Source organism: Streptomyces sp. NPDC002911 (assembly GCF_053591835.1).
Window position 1 is genome coordinate 142,538 of sequence record NZ_JBSFUO010000004.1, and the last position, 16,398, is coordinate 158,935.

General features: G+C 72.1%; 14 protein-coding genes and 1 pseudogene. 6 read left to right on the forward strand and 9 right to left on the reverse strand.

The genetic code is table 11. The features are described from left to right. Positions 1 to 14: 14 nt before the first annotated feature. On the reverse strand, positions 15 to 1,499 hold the full coding sequence (locus tag ACWD04_RS08480; RefSeq protein WP_451129466.1) for a hypothetical protein: 1,485 nt from the start codon (positions 1,497 to 1,499) through the stop codon (positions 15 to 17). Between the two features lie 188 nt (positions 1,500 to 1,687). Then, positions 1,688 to 3,070 (reverse strand): transcriptional regulator, encoded by a 1,383-nt coding sequence (locus ACWD04_RS08485; RefSeq protein WP_451129468.1) that lies wholly within the window; start codon positions 3,068 to 3,070, stop codon positions 1,688 to 1,690. 256 nt (positions 3,071 to 3,326) lie between these two features. Here ACWD04_RS08485 and ACWD04_RS08490 point away from each other — a divergent pair, with 256 nt between their 5' ends. The 3 genes from ACWD04_RS08490 to ACWD04_RS08500 are packed head-to-tail and all read left to right on the forward strand — an operon-like array spanning position 3,327 to position 6,507. After that, entirely contained in the window at positions 3,327 to 4,004 is a 678-nt protein-coding gene (locus ACWD04_RS08490; protein ID WP_451129470.1) for a bifunctional DNA primase/polymerase, read from the forward strand. Positions 4,005 to 4,042: 38 nt separating this feature from the next. Continuing rightward, positions 4,043 to 4,867, forward strand: a complete 825-nt coding sequence (locus tag ACWD04_RS08495) for an ABC transporter ATP-binding protein (protein ID WP_451129472.1) — start codon at positions 4,043 to 4,045, stop codon at positions 4,865 to 4,867. Further along, positions 4,864 to 6,507: a transporter gene (locus ACWD04_RS08500; protein ID WP_451129474.1), complete on the forward strand. Its 1,644-nt coding sequence runs from the start codon at positions 4,864 to 4,866 to the stop codon at positions 6,505 to 6,507. The genes ACWD04_RS08495 and ACWD04_RS08500 overlap by 4 nt, the downstream gene beginning before the upstream one ends. Before the next feature lie 105 nt (positions 6,508 to 6,612). Here ACWD04_RS08500 and ACWD04_RS08505 read toward each other — a convergent pair whose 3' ends face one another. Further along, a complete protein-coding gene (locus ACWD04_RS08505) occupies positions 6,613 to 7,506 on the reverse strand; it encodes an alpha/beta fold hydrolase (RefSeq protein WP_451129993.1) in 894 nt (297 codons plus the stop codon). A 716-nt stretch (positions 7,507 to 8,222) separates the two neighbouring features. After that, positions 8,223 to 8,915 (reverse strand): metal-dependent transcriptional regulator, encoded by a 693-nt coding sequence (locus tag ACWD04_RS08510; protein ID WP_451129476.1) that lies wholly within the window; start codon positions 8,913 to 8,915, stop codon positions 8,223 to 8,225. Between the two features lie 210 nt (positions 8,916 to 9,125). On the opposite strand from ACWD04_RS08510, the gene ACWD04_RS08515 reads away from it, so the two are divergent. Further along, complete coding sequence (locus ACWD04_RS08515; RefSeq protein WP_451129478.1) at positions 9,126 to 9,881, forward strand: SIS domain-containing protein; 756 nt, start codon at positions 9,126 to 9,128, stop codon at positions 9,879 to 9,881. Between the two features lie 34 nt (positions 9,882 to 9,915). Here the strand turns inward: ACWD04_RS08515 and ACWD04_RS08520 are convergent, their stop codons facing one another. Both ACWD04_RS08520 and ACWD04_RS08525 read right to left on the reverse strand, forming a co-directional pair. Then, positions 9,916 to 11,304: a PAS domain-containing protein gene (locus ACWD04_RS08520; protein ID WP_451129480.1), complete on the reverse strand. Its 1,389-nt coding sequence runs from the start codon at positions 11,302 to 11,304 to the stop codon at positions 9,916 to 9,918. Between the two features lie 418 nt (positions 11,305 to 11,722). After that, a complete protein-coding gene (locus ACWD04_RS08525; RefSeq protein ID WP_451129482.1) occupies positions 11,723 to 12,508 on the reverse strand; it encodes an SDR family oxidoreductase in 786 nt (261 codons plus the stop codon). 103 nt (positions 12,509 to 12,611) lie between these two features. Here ACWD04_RS08525 and ACWD04_RS08530 point away from each other — a divergent pair, with 103 nt between their 5' ends. After that, positions 12,612 to 13,220 (forward strand): TetR/AcrR family transcriptional regulator, encoded by a 609-nt coding sequence (locus ACWD04_RS08530; RefSeq protein ID WP_451129484.1) that lies wholly within the window; start codon positions 12,612 to 12,614, stop codon positions 13,218 to 13,220. A gap of 4 nt (positions 13,221 to 13,224) precedes the next feature. On the opposite strand, the gene pdxH is transcribed toward ACWD04_RS08530, so the two are convergent. After that, the gene (pdxH, locus tag ACWD04_RS08535) at positions 13,225 to 13,857 is read right to left on the reverse strand and encodes a pyridoxamine 5'-phosphate oxidase (protein ID WP_451129486.1); all 633 of its coding nucleotides are present in this window, start codon (positions 13,855 to 13,857) and stop codon (positions 13,225 to 13,227) included. A gap of 258 nt (positions 13,858 to 14,115) precedes the next feature. Here pdxH and ACWD04_RS08540 point away from each other — a divergent pair, with 258 nt between their 5' ends. Next, positions 14,116 to 15,225 (forward strand): citrate synthase 2, encoded by a 1,110-nt coding sequence (locus ACWD04_RS08540; RefSeq protein ID WP_451129488.1) that lies wholly within the window; start codon positions 14,116 to 14,118, stop codon positions 15,223 to 15,225. Positions 15,226 to 15,343: 118 nt separating this feature from the next. Here the strand turns inward: ACWD04_RS08540 and ACWD04_RS08545 are convergent, their stop codons facing one another. Then, positions 15,344 to 15,730 (reverse strand): hypothetical protein, encoded by a 387-nt coding sequence (locus tag ACWD04_RS08545; protein WP_451129490.1) that lies wholly within the window; start codon positions 15,728 to 15,730, stop codon positions 15,344 to 15,346. Between the two features lie 143 nt (positions 15,731 to 15,873). Beyond that, positions 15,874 to 16,233, reverse strand: a pseudogene (locus ACWD04_RS08550) (SMI1/KNR4 family protein); the annotation flags it as partial. Between the last annotated feature and the right edge of the window lie 165 nt (positions 16,234 to 16,398).

Below are 16,398 nucleotides of genomic sequence, written 5' to 3' on the forward strand. Positions count from 1 at the left end.
CGGAAACCACTGCGTCAGAGCTGCGTGGCGGCGCGCTCGCTCAGCTCGTACTTCCGCGCGATGTTGTTCCACAGCCCCGAGGCCTTGCGCTTCTGGATGGTGGCGTCGTTACTCGACACACCGGCCTGAGCGGTCGCTCCGGTCGAGCGGGCCGTGCCGCCCTTGCAGATCTTCTTGTCGTTCTTGGCCTGGCCGGCCCACGTGGCGTAGTGGTCGTCGGCCTCCGCCGACGCCTGCCAGGCCTTGGTCAGGGAGGCTTTCAGCTCGGCGTTGCCGGGCAGCTGGTCGACACTCAGCGCCTCGAGCCGGGTCACCAGCCCTCGGCGTTGCTCCGCCGCGCCCGTCAGGTCGGTGGCCGCCTGTTCGAGGGCCCGGCAGCTCTTGATCTTCTCCACCGCGCTGATCACCGCCGAGCGGCTGTCGTTGCTGTCGGCGAGCAGCTTGTCGAGCGCCTCGGCCTGCAGCTTCGCGGGGTCGTCCGGCTCTTGCCCGGCCGCGTCGCCCGCGGGTGAACTCTGCGCGGCCACCGACTGCTTGTCGTCCGAGGCGTCCTCGCCGCCCCCGCTCATCAGGGCCCCGGCGCCGAGCCCGATGACGGCACAGCCGACGACGACGGCCGCGATCAGCGGGACAGCCGCGGACCGTCTGCGCGGCGGCGCGGCATGGTCCTGGTCCGGCTCCTGTCCGCCGTGGAGGCCCTGCGGGCCCGGCGGGTAGGGCTGGGCGCCCTGCGGCGGCGGCTGAGCGGCCTGGCGCGGCTGGCGCGGCTGGTGGGGCCGCGGCTGCTGAGGCCCGTCGAAGCGCGGCATCTGCTGGGTGCCGGCCGCCGGCTCCTCGCTGCGGAAGAGGCTGTCGAACTCCGCGGGCGGCTGCCGGTCCCCCGGGGCACCCGGCCGGATCCCGTACGGAGCACCGCCGGGCACCGGAGGTATGTACTGGGTCGCGTCCGCGTCGGACGGCTGCGCCGGGGCGGCGGACTGCCCCGGGTACCGGGCGGACTCCGCCGGGTGCTCGGGCGGCAGCCCTCCAGGGAGAGGCCCGCCGGGGACGGGCGCGATGTACTGCGTGGCGTCGGCGTCCCCGCCCTGCCCCGTGCCCTGGCCCTGGCCCTGGCCCATGGGACCGGCCTCGGACGGCAGGGGCTGGGCATAGGGCTGCTGGTGCTGCTGGTACGGGTCCTGCTGGTACGAACCGCCCTGGGGAGGCGCGTACTGCTGCTGCGAGGGCTGGTACTGCCCGTGCTGCGGCTGCTGGTAAGCCCCCTGCCGGGGCTGCTCCGGTGGCAGGTGTCCCGGCGGCGGGCCGTCCTGGCCCGTGGCCTGCGGCCCCCAGGGCCGGCCCCACGGCTGCCCGCCCGCGGGGGCGGCCTGGTCCGGCTGCCCGCCCGCCGGTTCCCCCGCGTTCCAGGGGGCACCACCCTCCGCGGGCAGCACGACACCCTCGTGTGCGGGCCGTACAGCGGGAAGCTGCGGCTCGTCACCCTGTCCGCTCTGCGTCACCGGGACTCCTACGTGTGAACCTATGGAATCGTCGGCTCACGCTACCGGGTGCCCGGAGCCCGGCGCCAAGCGCCCGGAAGCGCGCACCACCCCTTCACACCGCCGGTGAGGACGGTGGTAACACGTGGGGCGCCCACGGCGCTGTACATGGGCGGCTCGCCCAGGGACCGCGTCGAATCCGGGGCCGGTCAGGCGGCCTGGAGCTCCAGCCTGGCACCGAACTCCCGGACCGCCGGCTCGTTCGCGTACGGCTCGAACCGCTGCTGGAGGTCGTCGAGATATTCGGCACCCCGGCTGGAGCGCACCGTCCCCAGCAGTTCCATCGCCCGCAGCCCCGTGTGGCACGCCCGCTCCACCTCACGCTGCTGCACCTGCGCCGTGGCCAGCAACACCAGGCCGATGCCCCGGCGCCGGGTCCGGGACTCCGGGAGGGCCGCCAGGGCCTCCTTCGCCCGGCGTGCGGTCGGCTCGGCCTGGCCCAGGTCCCGGTGGCAGTGGGCCAGCTCGTCGGCGAGATAACCCGCGTCGAAGTGGGCGATCCAGACGGGGTCGTCGCCCTTCTCCGGGTCGGCCTGCTCCAGCGCTGCCACCGCCCTGCCCGCCACGGTCTGGCAGGTGCGGGCATCGCCCATCAGGGCATGGCCCCGGGCCTCCGCCGCGTGGAACATCGCCTCCGCCCGCGGGGTGGCCCGCCCCCGCGCACCCTCCTGGGCGGCCCGCGCCAGCTGGGCGATCTCGCGCGGATTGCCGAGCTGGGCCGCGAGATGGCTCATCGACGCGGCCAGCACATAGCCCCCGTACGCCCGGTCTCCCGCAGCCTGGGCCAGACGCAGCGCCTGGATGTAATACCGCTGGGCGAGCCCCGGCTGACCGGTGTCGACGGCCATGTACCCGGCGAGCTCGGTGAGTCTGGCGGCCGCACCGAACAGCTCGCGGCCGACTGATTCGCGGTACGACCCCGAAAGGAGCCCGGACACCACGCTGTTGAGGTAGTGCACCAGGACGGGCCGCACGTGTCCGCTGCCGAAGCGGTGGTCCAGGTCGACGAGCGCGGCCGTCATCGCCCGCACCGCCGCCACGTCCGGCATGCCGACCCGGCTCCCGGCCGTCCGTGCCACCTGCGGGTCGGCGCCCGTGATCAGCCAGTCGCGGCTGGGTTCGACCAGGGCGGAGGCGGCCACCGCCGATCCGGACAACAGGTCGCGGCGGCCGACGTCGCTGCGCCACAGCTCGCAGACCTGCTCGATGGCGCCGAGCACCGTGGGTGCGAACTGCAGACCGACGCCGGAGGCCAGGCTCTTGCCGTTGGCCATGCCGATCTCGTCGATCGTGACCGTGCGGCCGAGTTTGCGCCCGATGGCCTCGGCGATGATTCCCGGTGCCCTGCCGCGTGGCTGCTGTCCGCGCAGCCAGCGGGCCACGGAGGTCTTGTCGTAGCGGAGATCGAGCCCCCGCTCCGCCCCGACCATGTTGACCCGTCGTGCGAGGCCGGCGTTGGAACACGCCGCCTCCTGGATGAGCGTCTGGAGCCGTTCGTTCGGCTGGCGGGCGACGAGAGGTCTGGCTGCCATATTTTCCCCCTGGGACCGCAGTGATTCGGAGAAGGCATCACTGCCCGGCACGGCACAAGAAATGCGCATATTCATCTGTATCTGGTATGGGCGGTGGTGAGTTGATGCAGTCCTGCAAGTCGTTACCCGTACATCGATGCGCTTCCTCCCACGCGCCCCCGCCCATGCATCCGTGCGCCCCGCATGCAGGATCGATCCGCCGCGAAGGGCGCCTGCGCGCCCGTAACCCCAGGTGACGCCGGCAGTTGAGTGGGGCGTGGAAGAGACCATCGGAGTGACGAAAGCCCCCCAGGTCCCCCAACAGCGAGGTGAACAGCTGCTCGAGGCCGCGGCCTGGTACGCCCAGGAACGGCACTGGGACGTGTTCCCGGGCACCTGGCTCGAGGCCGTCGGCGGGACGGAGCGCTGCTCGTGCGGCGACGCCGGCTGCGCCGCTCCCGGAGCCCACCCCACCCGGCCCAACTGGGCGGGCCAGGCGACCGGCAGCGCTGCCGCGGCCCGCCGGATGTGGTCCGGGCAGCCCGGGTCATCGGTCCTCATGCCCGCCGGCCGGACGTTCGACGCCCTGGACGTACCGGAGTCCGCCGGCTTCCTGGCCCTGGCCCGGATGGAGCGGATGGGCCTCACGCTCGGCCCGGTGACCCGCACTCCGGACCGCCGCATGCTGTTCCTCTCCTTGCCGGGCGCCGCCGCCAAGGCCCCCGGGCTCGTACGCCAACTGGGCTGGGACACCGAAGCGATCGGCTTGGTGGGACGCGGCGAGGGCGATTACGTGGCCGCGCCGCCGACCCGGGTCGGCGGGCGCGGCGCCGTGCAGTGGGCCCGCCGGCCGTCCCGCACCAACCTGTGGCTGCCCGAAGCGGACGAGCTGATCACCCCGCTCGCGTACGCCTGCGCCAGGGAAGCGGCCGACGCCCGGACACGTCTTTCGTAGGGTGGTCCCCACACGCGGGGATATCGAAAGGCAGTGCCATGCCGGACCAGGCGGACAGTTCGGGCGGGACGGACACGGCGGGTGCGGCTCCGACGCCACCGCCCGCCGTGCGGGTGGAGGGGCTCTGGAAGCGGTTCGGGGAACAGGTGGCGGTCGCCGGTATCGATCTGGAGCTGCCCGCAGGCAAGTTCATCGGCCTGGTGGGCCCCAACGGCGCGGGGAAGACCACCACGCTGTCGATGGTGACCGGGCTGCTCAGGCCCGACATGGGCCGGATCGAGGTCGGCGGCCACGACGTGTGGCGGGACCCGGTCGAGGTGAAGTCCCGGATCGGGGTGCTCCCGGAGGGGCTGCGGCTCTTCGAGCGGCTCTCCGGGCGTGAACTCCTCGGCTACACCGGCCGGTTGCGCGGGCTGCCGGGCGCCGAGGTGGACAAGCGGGCCACCCAGCTCCTCGACGTCCTGGATCTCGCGGGGGCCCAGCACAAACTGGTCGTGGACTACTCGACCGGGATGCGCAAGAAGATCGGGCTGGCGTCCGCGCTGCTGCACAACCCCGAAGTCCTGTTCCTCGACGAGCCGTTCGAGGGCGTTGACCCGGTGTCCGCGCAGATCATCCGCGGGGTGCTGGAGCGCTACACCCGCTCCGGCGCGACCGTGGTCTTCTCCAGCCATGTCATGGAGCTCGTGGAGTCCCTCTGCGACTGGGTGGCCGTCATGGCGGCCGGACGGATCCGGGCCCGGGGCACGCTGACGGAGGTACGCGGCGAGGCGGCCTCCCTGCAGGACGCCTTCCTCGAACTCGTCGGCGCGGGCGCCCGGGACACCGGGGAGACCCTGGACTGGCTGGGCGGTGCCCGATGACGGTGCTGGACGCCCCCGCGGGGTCCGCCGTTCCGGTCGTGCGCGGTCAGAGCCTCGTCCCCGTCTTCGTACGGCTCAAGCTGACGCTGCTGCGTAACGGGCTGCGTCAGTCGTCGGGGCGGCGGGCCGCCTATGTCGCGTCCCTCGTGGTCACCCTGCTGCTCGCGGCGGGTCAGGTGATCGGCCTGGTCGCCCTACGCGGCCACGCGCAGGCGGGCACCCTGGTGGTGCTGCTGACCGCGGTGGTGGCGCTGGGCTGGGCTGTCATGCCGCTGTTCTTCCCGAGCGGTGACGAGACCCTGGACCCGAGCCGGCTGGTGATGCTGCCGCTGCGGCCCCGCCCGCTGATCGGGGCACTGCTCGTGGCCTCGCTGATCGGCATCGGCCCGCTCTTCACGCTCGCTCTGGCCCTCGGCTCGGTGATCGCGGTGGCGCACGGCGCCGCCGCCGTGGTGTTCGCGGTGATCGCCGTGCCGCTGACGCTGCTCGTCTGTGCTGCGCTGGCACGGTCCGTCGCCACGGCCAACATCCGGCTGCTGACCTCGCGCAAGGGCCGCGACCTCGCGGTGCTCAGCGGGCTGGTGATCGCGGTCGGCATCCAGTTCGTCAGCTTCGGTGCGCAGCGCCTGGGCCGGGCGGGCGGGCTGTCGTCCCTGGAACCGGTCGCGGACGTGGTGCGCTGGCTGCCGCCGGCCTCGGCTCTCGGGGCCGTGGGTTCCGCCTCCGACGGGGCGTACGGTGCGGCGCTCGGGCAGCTGCTGATGTCGGTGCTCGCCCTGGTCGGCCTGTTGTGGCTGTGGCAGCGGAGCCTGGTGAAGCTGATGACGTCGCCGGACGGCTCCACGGTCGCCGCCGCCGAACCGTCGGCGGGCCGGTCCGGCGCGGACCGCTCCGGGCTCTTCTCGCTGCTCCCCGACGGGCATACGACGGCGGTGATGCAGCGGAGTCTTCGGTACGTCGTACGGGATCCGAAGACCAAGGCGGCCTGGGTGTCGGCGCTGGCGATCGGCCTGATCGTGCCGGTGCTCAACGCGGTGCAGGGGTCGGGGTCGGTCTACGTCGCGTGCTTCGCGGCCGGGGTGCTCGGCATGCAGATGTACAACCAGTTCGGGCAGGACACCTCGGCCTTCTGGATGGTGGCGCTGTCGGTCTCCACGACCCGGGACGCTTTTCTCGAACTGCGGGCGCGGGCACTGGCCCTGCTTCTGATCACCCTGCCGTACACGGTCCTGGTGACGGTGGTGACCGCGGCGGTGCTCGGGGACTGGGCGGCGCTGCCGGGGGTCATGGGGCTGTCGTTCGCCCTGCTCGGCGCCATGCTGGCGACCGGCGCCCTGGCTTCGGCGCTGTTCCCGTACTCGATCCCGCAGGACGGGGCGTTCAAGAACGTCGTGCCGGGGCAGGCCGGGCTGGCCTGGATCTCCATCCTCGGCGGCATGGTGGCGGCCGCGGTGCTCAGCGGGCCCGTGATCGGGCTGACGGTCTGGCTGCACGTGGCGGACCATGAGGGCCAGTTGTGGCTGCTGCTTCCGGTGGGAGCGGTGTACGGGGCGTTCATCGGGTGGCTGGGCGTACGGCTGGCCGCGCCGCGCACGGCGGACCGGCTCCCGGAGATCCTCGCCGCGGTCAGCAAGGGCTGAGCGGACGGGCCGCGAGGCTCCGGCGTCCGGACCTCCGGGAGCGGGGCTTCCTGGTCCGTGGGCCTCCGGACTTCAGAGGCTGACGGGCTTCACGACTGACGGGCTTCAGGGGCTGACGGTTTCCCGGTCGTCCCGGAAGCCCTCGGCGAGCTGCTCCAGGAAGGGCTCCACCGCTCTGCGCCAGCCCTCCGGCCGGTCGTAGTGGACGAGATGGCCGGCGTCCTCCACCTCCGCGTACTGCCCGCGCGGCAGAACGCGGACCATCTCCTGGGCCTCGGCCCTGCCCAGCTCCCCGTCGATCCCGCGCAGGACCAGGGTGGGGCAGCGCACCTGCGCCAGCTCCTCCCAGTGGGCGTCGTAGACCCAGGTGGCCCGGGACGTCAGCATCTGTTCCTGGGAGAAGACGGGCCGCCAGCCGTCGGAGCTCTCGGCCATCACCTCCGCGAAGAACTCGCCGCGGGAGGGGTTGGGCCTCTCCACCCAGGGGTCGTCCTCGCCGAACCACTTCCGCACCTCGGCGAGGGTCGCGAAGGGGAGCGGCCAGGCCTTGAACCAGTCCTCCCATTCACGCTGCGAGGCCGCCCCGGGCGCGGAGGCCCGCATGTCGCAGATGATCAGCGCCTTGACGAGATCGGGGCGCTTCGCGGCGAGCTGCCATGCGGTGAGCGCACCCATCGAGTGCCCGATGAGGGTGACGGGGGCGAGGCCGAGCTGTTCGATCGCGGACTCGACGTCCGCGACGTAGGCGTCGCGGGTGTACGGGCCGTCGGCCGGCTTCCCGCTCCGCCCGTGACCGCGCTGGTCGAGGCCGATCGGCCGGTGGCGCTCGGAGAGCCAGCGGGCGGTGGAGGCCCAATGAGCTGCCCGGCCCATCAGTCCGTGGAGCATTAAGATCCCGGGGGCCTGCGCGTCCTCCGCACGCCCTTTGGGCGGATCGGCGAACTCCCAGGCCGCGAGGCGTACGCCGTCCGATCCGGTCACATCGATGCGCCGCACCATAGGTTCTGGCACCCCCTTCTGGTCCTCGATCACCGTGTGTTCGCGCACGCCAGACTATCGAACCTTTATTCGAACACCTGCTTCTGGCTCGCAACATCCCACGTTTGAGTGACAACGGTTCAGGATTGACGACGGCCTCCCGGGGGAGATCTTCTCCGGGAAGCGGACCACTCGGGGACAGGGGTCCGCGGGGACTGACCTCGAGAGCTCGGGGCTCCGGGTCAGCGCAGGGGAGGACCGGCCCCGGCACCTTCGGGCGCCGGGGCCGTCCCCTGTTCCGGAACACACGGGTCCGCACCCATGGCGGACCACCGGCGCGCCACGAAGGCCCACCGGGGCGATGCGAACACTCCGTACGGCCACGAAAGCGTCGGAGAGCGCGAGGCCCCCGGACAGCCTGAGGACCTCGGAGAGCCCGGCAACCACCTCACGGTGCGCGTGCCAGTACGACGGGCGCATTTCCTGCTCCCTCCCGACCGCACGGCAGATTCCGCCGGCACCCTCAGGTCACATGCCTGGCCATAGCCTGGCACGCGTTTCGCCCGGGCGCTGCGATTCCGGGCGGAAAACAGAAAGCGGGCTTACCCGCTCAGATCTGCATGTGCATCCGCACCAACGACTGCACGTGCGACCACGGTGTCGGTGCGCACGCAAGTACCGCTCAGCGCTGCGCGCAGGCATTGCTCAGGCCCTGCCCAGCACGGATCGAGCGCGGTTCAGCGCTTCGCGACGAAGACGTGCGAGGCGACCTCGGCGTTCAGCTCGGCCGCCTCCCCGCTGGAGCCGACCAGCACCCCGCCGGCCGACTCCGTCACGCTGACGACCGAGCCGGGCTGCACGCCCGCCCGCCGCAGCGAATACATCAGCTGTGCGTCGGTCTGGATGGGCTCACCGATCCGGCGCACCACCACGGTCTTGCCCTCCGCGCCCGGGTCGAGGTCGGCCAGGCTCACCATGCCCTCGTTCAGGAACGGATCGGCCTCGGACTTCTCGCCCAGCTCCTCCAGGCCCGGGATCGGATTCCCGTACGGCGACTCCGTCGGGTGCCGCAGCAGCTCCAGCACGCGGCGCTCCACGGCCTCACTCATCACGTGTTCCCAGCGACACGCCTCGGCGTGGACCTGCTCCCACTCCAGGCCGATGACGTCGACCAGCAAGCACTCCGCGAGCCGGTGCTTGCGCATGACCCGCGTCGCGAGGCGCCGCCCCTCTTCGGTCAGCTCCAGATGACGGTCGCCCGCGACCTGGACCAGCCCGTCCCGCTCCATGCGCGCCACCGTCTGGCTGACCGTCGGACCGCTCTGGTCCAGCCGTTCCGCGATCCGGGCGCGCATGGGGACCACGCCTTCCTCTTCGAGCTCGAGGATGGTGCGGAGATACATCTCCGTCGTATCGATCAGTCCGGACATTCGTGCCCCTCGATGCAGTGACCTGAAGTCGTCGTGCGATGGCCCTCCACCAATTCTGACGCATAGCACCGGCAACCGTGCCACGCCGTCACGAGTCCGTGCCCGACGGCCGGCCTCCGAACGCTATTGACAGCCCACTGGTCCAGACCGCAACGTGATCCGCGACACGGGCACCGCACGGGCCCTCACCCCGCAGGAAAGGCCTCCTCGATGAGCGACAGCAAGCTCGCCGGTCAGTACTTCGACGCAGCGATCGGCCTGCTGGAGCGGGTGCGCGACGAGGAGTCCGGAGCGATCGCCGCCGCGGGTGCCGCGATCGCCGACACCGTCGCCGGGGGCGGCCGGCTCTTCGCCTTCGGCGCCGGGCACTCCTCGCTCGCCGCGCAGGACGTCGTCTACCGGGCGGGCGGACTCGCCCTGATGAACCTGCTCGCCGTGCCCGGCACCCTCGGCGTCGACGTCATGCCGGCCACCCTCGGCTCCGCGCTGGAGCGGGTGGACGGTCTCGCGAGTGCCGTGCTCGACGCCGGCCCGGCCCGTTCCGGCGACCTCCTCGTGATCATCTCCCTGTCCGGGCGGAACGCGCTGCCCGTGGAGATGGCGCAGAACGCGCGGGCGCTCGGGCTGACGGTCGTCGGGGTCACCTCGGTCGCGTACACGACGGGCACCAAGTCCCGGCACGCCTCGGGCGGTTTCCTCCGGGACCACTGCGACATCGTGCTCGACAGCAAGATCTCGATCGGCGACGCGGAGCTGACGGCGGAGGGCGTCGAGGCACCGTTCGCGCCCGCGTCCACGGTCGTCACCAGCGCTCTGATGCAGGCCATGATGGCCACCGCGGCGGAGGAACTCGTCGCCCGGGGGATCGAACCGCCGCTGCTGCGCTCGGGCAACGTCGACGGCGGGCACGAGTGGAACGGGCGCGTGATGCGGGAGTACGGCGACCGCATCTTCTACCGGCACTGAGCATCTCCCCGGCCGCGCTGGGGCCCCTTCGGTTTCAGGCTCCCGGCCCGGCCGTCAGCCGGGCCAGGTCGACCGCCGAGGCGACCCGGACCGCCACGCTCTCCGCGTACATCACGTCGGGGCGTTCGAACGCACTACGGTTCGCCACGCGCAGGAACGTCACCACACCCAGCGTCCGCCCCCGGCTCCGCAGCACCGCGCACAGGGCGTGCACCGAGTCCCCCGGCCACTGCTGTTCAACGGCCCACCCCTCGCCCGCGCCCGCCGGCGCGGCGGCCCGGACGGAACCCGTACGCTCCACGGCCTGGAGGGCCGGGTGCCCCGGCGCGTACCGCACCGGGAGCGAGCCACCGGAGACCGGCAGGCAGGGGCCCGGCGCGTCGTACGGCGTGGCCGCGGCCCGTACGAGCCGCTCCCCCGCCGCCAGATCCGCCAGCAGATCGACGACCACATGGTCCGCGAACCCCGCCAGGGCATAGTCCAGCGATGTGGTCGCCGCCTCCATCGGGTCCTCGCACTCCGACGCCTGGCGGGCCGCCCGGTGCAGCTGGTTCGCACGGAAACGCACCCGGTCCGCGTCCTGCTCCGCGAGCTTCGCCGCCGTGACATCCCTGAACAGCCAGCCGACCCCGAGCGGAACAGGTTCCTCCGCCAACGGCGAGGCCAGCCGCAGAAATCCACTGCGCCAGCAGCGCCGCCGTTCACCCTCGGAGGTCCGCAGCGTCACCCACAACTCGGCCGGAGCGAGCGGCGCGCCCTCGGCGAGGACATGCTGCAGCGCGCCCTCGAGATCCTCCACACCGAGCACGATCAGCTCACCCAGCGGACGCCCCAGCAGCGCGGTGCGCCCGCCGCCGAGCGCCCGGGCCGCGTAGGCGTTGACCATGGTCGGGCGCAGGTCGACGTCGACGAGGACCACGCCCCAGGACGCGTCCTCGAACAGGGCCTCGCTGAGCGCGATGGACCGCTCCAGATCGATCTGCGCGTGAACCTCGCTGAACGCGCAATACACCCCGGCGGGCTTCCCGTCCTCGCCACGCACCCCCGACGACTGGGTCCGTACGAGGACCCGCCCGCCGTCCTTGCGCAGCAGCGCGAACTCGTGAACCTGCCTGCCTGGTGCGTCCATCGCGGCGAGCAGCCGCCCCTGCACGTCCTCCGCGTCCGCACTCCGCACGGCCCATCCCGCGAAACCGCGTCGCCCGACGGCCTCCGCGGCGGTCCAGCCGAGGATGCGTTCGGCCTCACGGTTCCAGTGGGTGATGGTGCCGTGCGCGTCGAACGCGCAGAGCGCGGCGTCCATCCCGTCGAGCAGCGCGGCGAGGAGCCGCGACCCCGGAATCGCCGCCGCCGACGGCTCCCGCTCGGGGTCCTCGTCGGGACCGAGCGCGTCGGTGGTGCCGGTGCTCCTGGACGCACTCACTCCGTACCTCCCGCAGGGCGTGTTCCGCTTCGCGTTCCGCATTGCCGCACGTCAGACCATTGAACTCGAACGTGAGCCACCACACAGCCACTTCCCGGAAATCCGGTGTCCACCTGCGCTCCGTTAATTCGCTTGTGCGGCCGCGGGGCGGTTCCTAGGCTGTGGGCACACGCTGAAAGGAGGTGATCCGAAAAGTGCAGTCTTATCGGATTCGTGAGGTGGCTGCGGGCTGACAGCCCGTCGTCGCACACCGTGCACCTCGGCAGGCTGCCTGCCGAAACCCGAGCAGTCACCGACCCGCAGGCTCGCCGGTAAGTCCGGCCGGCTCCTCCGCAAGGGGGACCAGAGCCTGCGGGTTCCTGCGTTCCGGGGCGATCCTCGGCGGCCTGGGGCGTTCGCGGCCGGGAGCCCCTCGCCGTCAGTACTGCTCGGACTGGCCGCCGTCGATCGGGATGACCGTGGCGTTGATGAAGCCGGACTCCCCGGAGAGCAGGAACGCGACCAGGTTGCCGACCTCCTCCGGCCTGCCGAAGCGCTTCATCGGGTTGACGCTGACGAAGGCCTCGCCGGCCTCCTCCCAGTTCTCGGCGTCGATCTGCTTGAGCGAGGCCTCGACCATCGGGGTCATGATGGCGCCGGGTGCTATCGCCTTCACGGATACGCCGAACTGGCCGTACTCCACACCGGAGTTCCGGGTGAGGCCGACGACGCCGTGCTTGGCGGCCGCGTAACCGGACTGGTTGCCCACGCCGCGGATGCCGCCGACGGAGGCCGTGTTCACGACGGAGCCGGCGCCCTGGCCCTTCATGACCGGGAGCACGTACTTGAGGCCGAGGAACACGCCGCGGAGGTTGATCGACACGACACGGTCGAATTCCTCGGTGCCGTAGTCCTCGGTGAGGTTCTGCTTGCCCTCGATGCCGGCGTTGTTGAAGAAGCCGTCGATACGTCCGTAGGCCTCGACCGTGGCGGAGACGTACCGCCGCACATCCGTCTCGGAGCTGACGTCGGCGGTGATCCGCAGGACCTCCGCGCCGGGCGCGGCCTTCTCCACCGCTGCCGCGGTGTCCGCGAGGCCCTGCTCGCTGACGTCGACGAGCGCCAGCCTGGCGCCTTCGGACGCGACCCGTACGGCCGCCGAACGGCCGAGACCGGAGCCGCCGCCGGTGATGAGGACGACCTTGCCGCTGAACCGGTCTTCCATGACTGAACCTCCACGCTGAGATGTGCCGGATGGCATTAGACTAGACAGTACGTACAGTCTAGATATTCCGGCTTTGTGCCCACCGCCCCGGACCGGAGGTCCCATGGACGACCGCCCTGCCGCCGCCTCACGCCCCCGTCGTGGCCCCCGCCGCGACCCGGAGGCCCACGAGGCCGTTCTGGCGGCCGCGCGCGAGCTGGTGGCCGAGCTCGGATACAAGGGCGTGACGATGGAGCGCATCGCCTCGCGGGCCGGAGTGGCCCGGATGACGGTCTACCGCTGGTGGCCGAACAAGGCGGCGGTGATCACCGAGGCGGTCGCGGACCGGCTCGCCCCGGGCCCGGCCCCCGACACCGGTGACGTACGCGAGGACGCCCTGCTCTGGCTGCGCGGCCTGGTGCGGACCCTGACCCTGCTCGGCGACCCCAGTGTGGTGACGGGTGCGCTGACCGAGCGCGGGGAGCCCGGGCGGGCCGAGCTGCGGGACCTCCTCCAGGCCCACGCCGGACCGGCCGCGCAGCTCCTGCGGGCCGGCGTGGCGCGGGGCCAGCTGCCCCAGGGCATGCCACTGGAAGCGGTCGTGGACAGCTGGGTCGGTTACCTCGTCTACCGGACGGTGTTCCTCGGCCAGGAGACGGCCGAGGCCGGCCTCCTGGACCTCGTACGTCTCCTGCCGTCGCCTCCCATGCCGTCCGGCGGGGAGGCGCCCTGACAGGTCAGGGGCAGAGCCGCTCCACCCGCCAGCCGTCGGCCGGGCTGTCCCGGACGTACCGCAGCCGGTCGTGCAGCCGGTTCTCCCGGCCCTGCCAGAACTCGATCGCGTCCGGCACGACGCGGAAGCCGCCCCACTGCGGCGGGGCGGGGACCTTCTCGCCCTCCGGGTAGCGGGCGGCGAGCTCCTCGTAGCGGGCGGTCAGCTCCTGGCGGGAGCCGACCACCGTTGACTGGTCGCTCGCCCAGGCGCCCAGCTGGGAGCCGTGGGGGCGGGTGCGGAAGTAGGCGACCGTCTCCTCCCGTCCGACGCGGGCCGCGGTGCCGGTGACGACGACCTGGCGGGCGAGCGGGTGCCAGGGGAAGAGCAGCGAGACGTACGGGTTGGCCGTCAGCTCGCGGCCCTTCCGCGAGCCGTAGTTGGTGAAGAAGACGAAGCCGCGGTCGTCGTAGTGCTTCAGCAGCACCGTCCGGGAGGACGGACGGCCTCGGGAGTCGGCGGTGGAGACCACCATCGCGTTCGGCTCGTGGAGCGCGCCGCCCCCGGCGACCTGGCGGAACCAGTGGGCGAACTGGTCCATGGGGTCTGCGGCGAGATCCTTCTCGACGAAGTCCTCGGAGCGGTACTGCTCGCGCATCGCGGCCGGATCGGTGGTGCAATCGGATGACGGGACGCGAGAGGAGGCGGAAGCGGAAGACGGAGTGGCATCAGCTGTGGGCACGGGGCCATCCTGCCGCAGCGGGCCGGTTTCCCCGGGGGGAGGGGGAGCGACCGCCGGTCCGCGAGCCGTGAGGCTGTGCCGGACGTCACCCTTCCCCGCGTCGTGGTAACCCGCCAGTATCGTGGCCAGGCCTTCGTGGCCGTCATACAGCCGCCGAGTCGAGGGAGCCGCCCGATGTCCGACTTCGTACCCGGACTTGAAGGAGTCGTCGCGTTCGAGACGGAGATCGCCGAACCCGACAAGGAAGGCGGCGCGCTCCGTTACCGTGGCGTGGACATCGAGGACCTCGTCGGCCATGTGTCGTTCGGCAACGTCTGGGGCCTGCTGGTGGACGGGGCGTTCAACCCCGGCCTGCCGCCCGCCGAACCGTTCCCGATCCCCGTTCACTCCGGCGACATCCGCGTCGACGTGCAGTCCGCGCTCGCCATGCTGGCTCCGGTGTGGGGCCTGAAGCCGCTGCTCGACATCGACGAGGAGACCGCGCGCGACGACCTGGCGCGGGCCGCCGTGATGGCCCTGTCGTACGTCGCCCAGTCGGCCCGTGGCCAGGGGCTGCCGATGGTGCCGCAGAGCGAGATCGACAAGGCCGGGTCCGTGGTGGAGCGGTTCATGATCCGCTGGCGCGGCGAACCCGACCCGAAGCACGTCAAGGCGGTCGACGCCTACTGGACCTCGGCCGCCGAACACGGCATGAACGCCTCGACGTTCACCGCCCGCGTCATCGCGTCGACCGGCGCGGACGTCTCGGCGGCGCTGTCCGGGGCGGTGGGCGCGATGTCCGGCCCCCTGCACGGCGGGGCACCGTCCCGGGTACTCGGCATGATCGAGGAGATCGAGCGGACGGGCGACGCCAGGGCCTATGTGCAGCAGGCGCTGGACAAGGGCGAGCGCCTGATGGGCTTCGGCCACCGCGTCTACCGTGCCGAGGACCCCCGCGCCCGCGTCCTGCGCCGCACGGCCCGCGAGCTGGCCGCCCCGCGCTTCGAGGTGGCGGAGGCCCTGGAGAAGGCGGCCCTGGAGGAGCTCCACGCCCGCCGGCCGGACCGTGTCCTGGCGACGAACGTCGAGTTCTGGGCGGCGATCGTGCTGGACTTCGCGGAGGTCCCGGCGCACATGTTCACGTCGATGTTCAGCTGCGCCCGCACGGCGGGCTGGTCGGCGCACATTCTGGAGCAGAAGCGGACCGGCCGCCTGGTGCGCCCCTCGGCGACGTACGTCGGACCGGGCACCCGCGACCCGCGCTCGATCGCGGGCTACGAACAGCTGGCGGACCTGGCGAACTGAACGGCGCGGGGTGGCCGTGGGGACCGCTCCCCACGGCCACCCGGCCTGCGGGCGCCTGCCGCCGTGCACGGCCCGGGACCCGTCGGCGTGGTCACCGGACCGGAGCGGGGGCGACTCGTCAGTCCTCGGTGAATTCCTTCTTGGCGCAGATCTCACCGGGGCCGTTCCAGCAGATCTTCATCAGGTACTTGGCGGTGTACGAGACGACGTCGTAGTCGAAGTAGTCGCACCCGGCGTCGCCGCCGTCCGCCTGCGTCTCCTTGAGCTGCCAGCCCCCGATGTAGATGTACAGCTTCCCGGTGACGCCGTGCCCGTCGGCGCGGGTGTCGCAGACCCGGAAGGTGTCCGGGTCCGGGTCCAGGTGGGTCATCGTGCCGAGCGAACGGCCGTCGATGTCGGACAGGAACAGCGTGGTGTCGGCCGCACTGGCCGTACCGGACGTGCCCACCACCAGGGCCACCGCCGCGGCGCCGGCCACCGCGGCGCGCGTGATCCATGACTTCACAAAAGGTCCTTCCGAGGTCTGAGCGTGAACGGAGGGAGACAGTTAACCGCAACGGCCGCCGGGCTCATGCAAGGGGCCCCATCCGCCGTGCCGGGCGCGGAGGTTGGGAGCACGCAGGCCCAGGTGATCCTCGCCCTGCACCACGGGCCGAGGTCTCCTTCGAGAACGGCTCGGGAGATCAGCGGCCGGTCCCACAGGGCCAGGAGCTCGTTGGCGAGAGCGATGTTCGGGGCGCCCTGCTCGCTTCGCCCCCCGATGGCGGCCGCCGAGAGGGTGCGCGGGACCGCTCCGGCGTCCAGGAGCACTCTCCACTCCCGTGGTCCGAGCTCCAGGAACTCCAGGCCGGTGAGCCGGGCGATCTCCAGCGGGTCGGCGAGTGTGCCCGGGCCGGCGACGAGGGTGCGCAGACGGGGCAGCCCGGCGAGGGGGCGCAGGCTGTACGGCGAACCGTCCCCGGGGCGGAGGGACATGACTTCCAGGGCCGGGTGGGCGGCGGCCTCGATGGTCCGCAGGCCTTCTCCGCCGACAGGCCCACCCGGTGAAACAGCTCCTCGCGGAACCGGTGATCGATGGCGGCGACCGCCTGCACCCAGGCAGCACAGTAGAAGTCGTCGACATCGATCTCCGGTGAGCGGAAGGGGGTCAGGTACTTGCCGGCGTTCACCGTC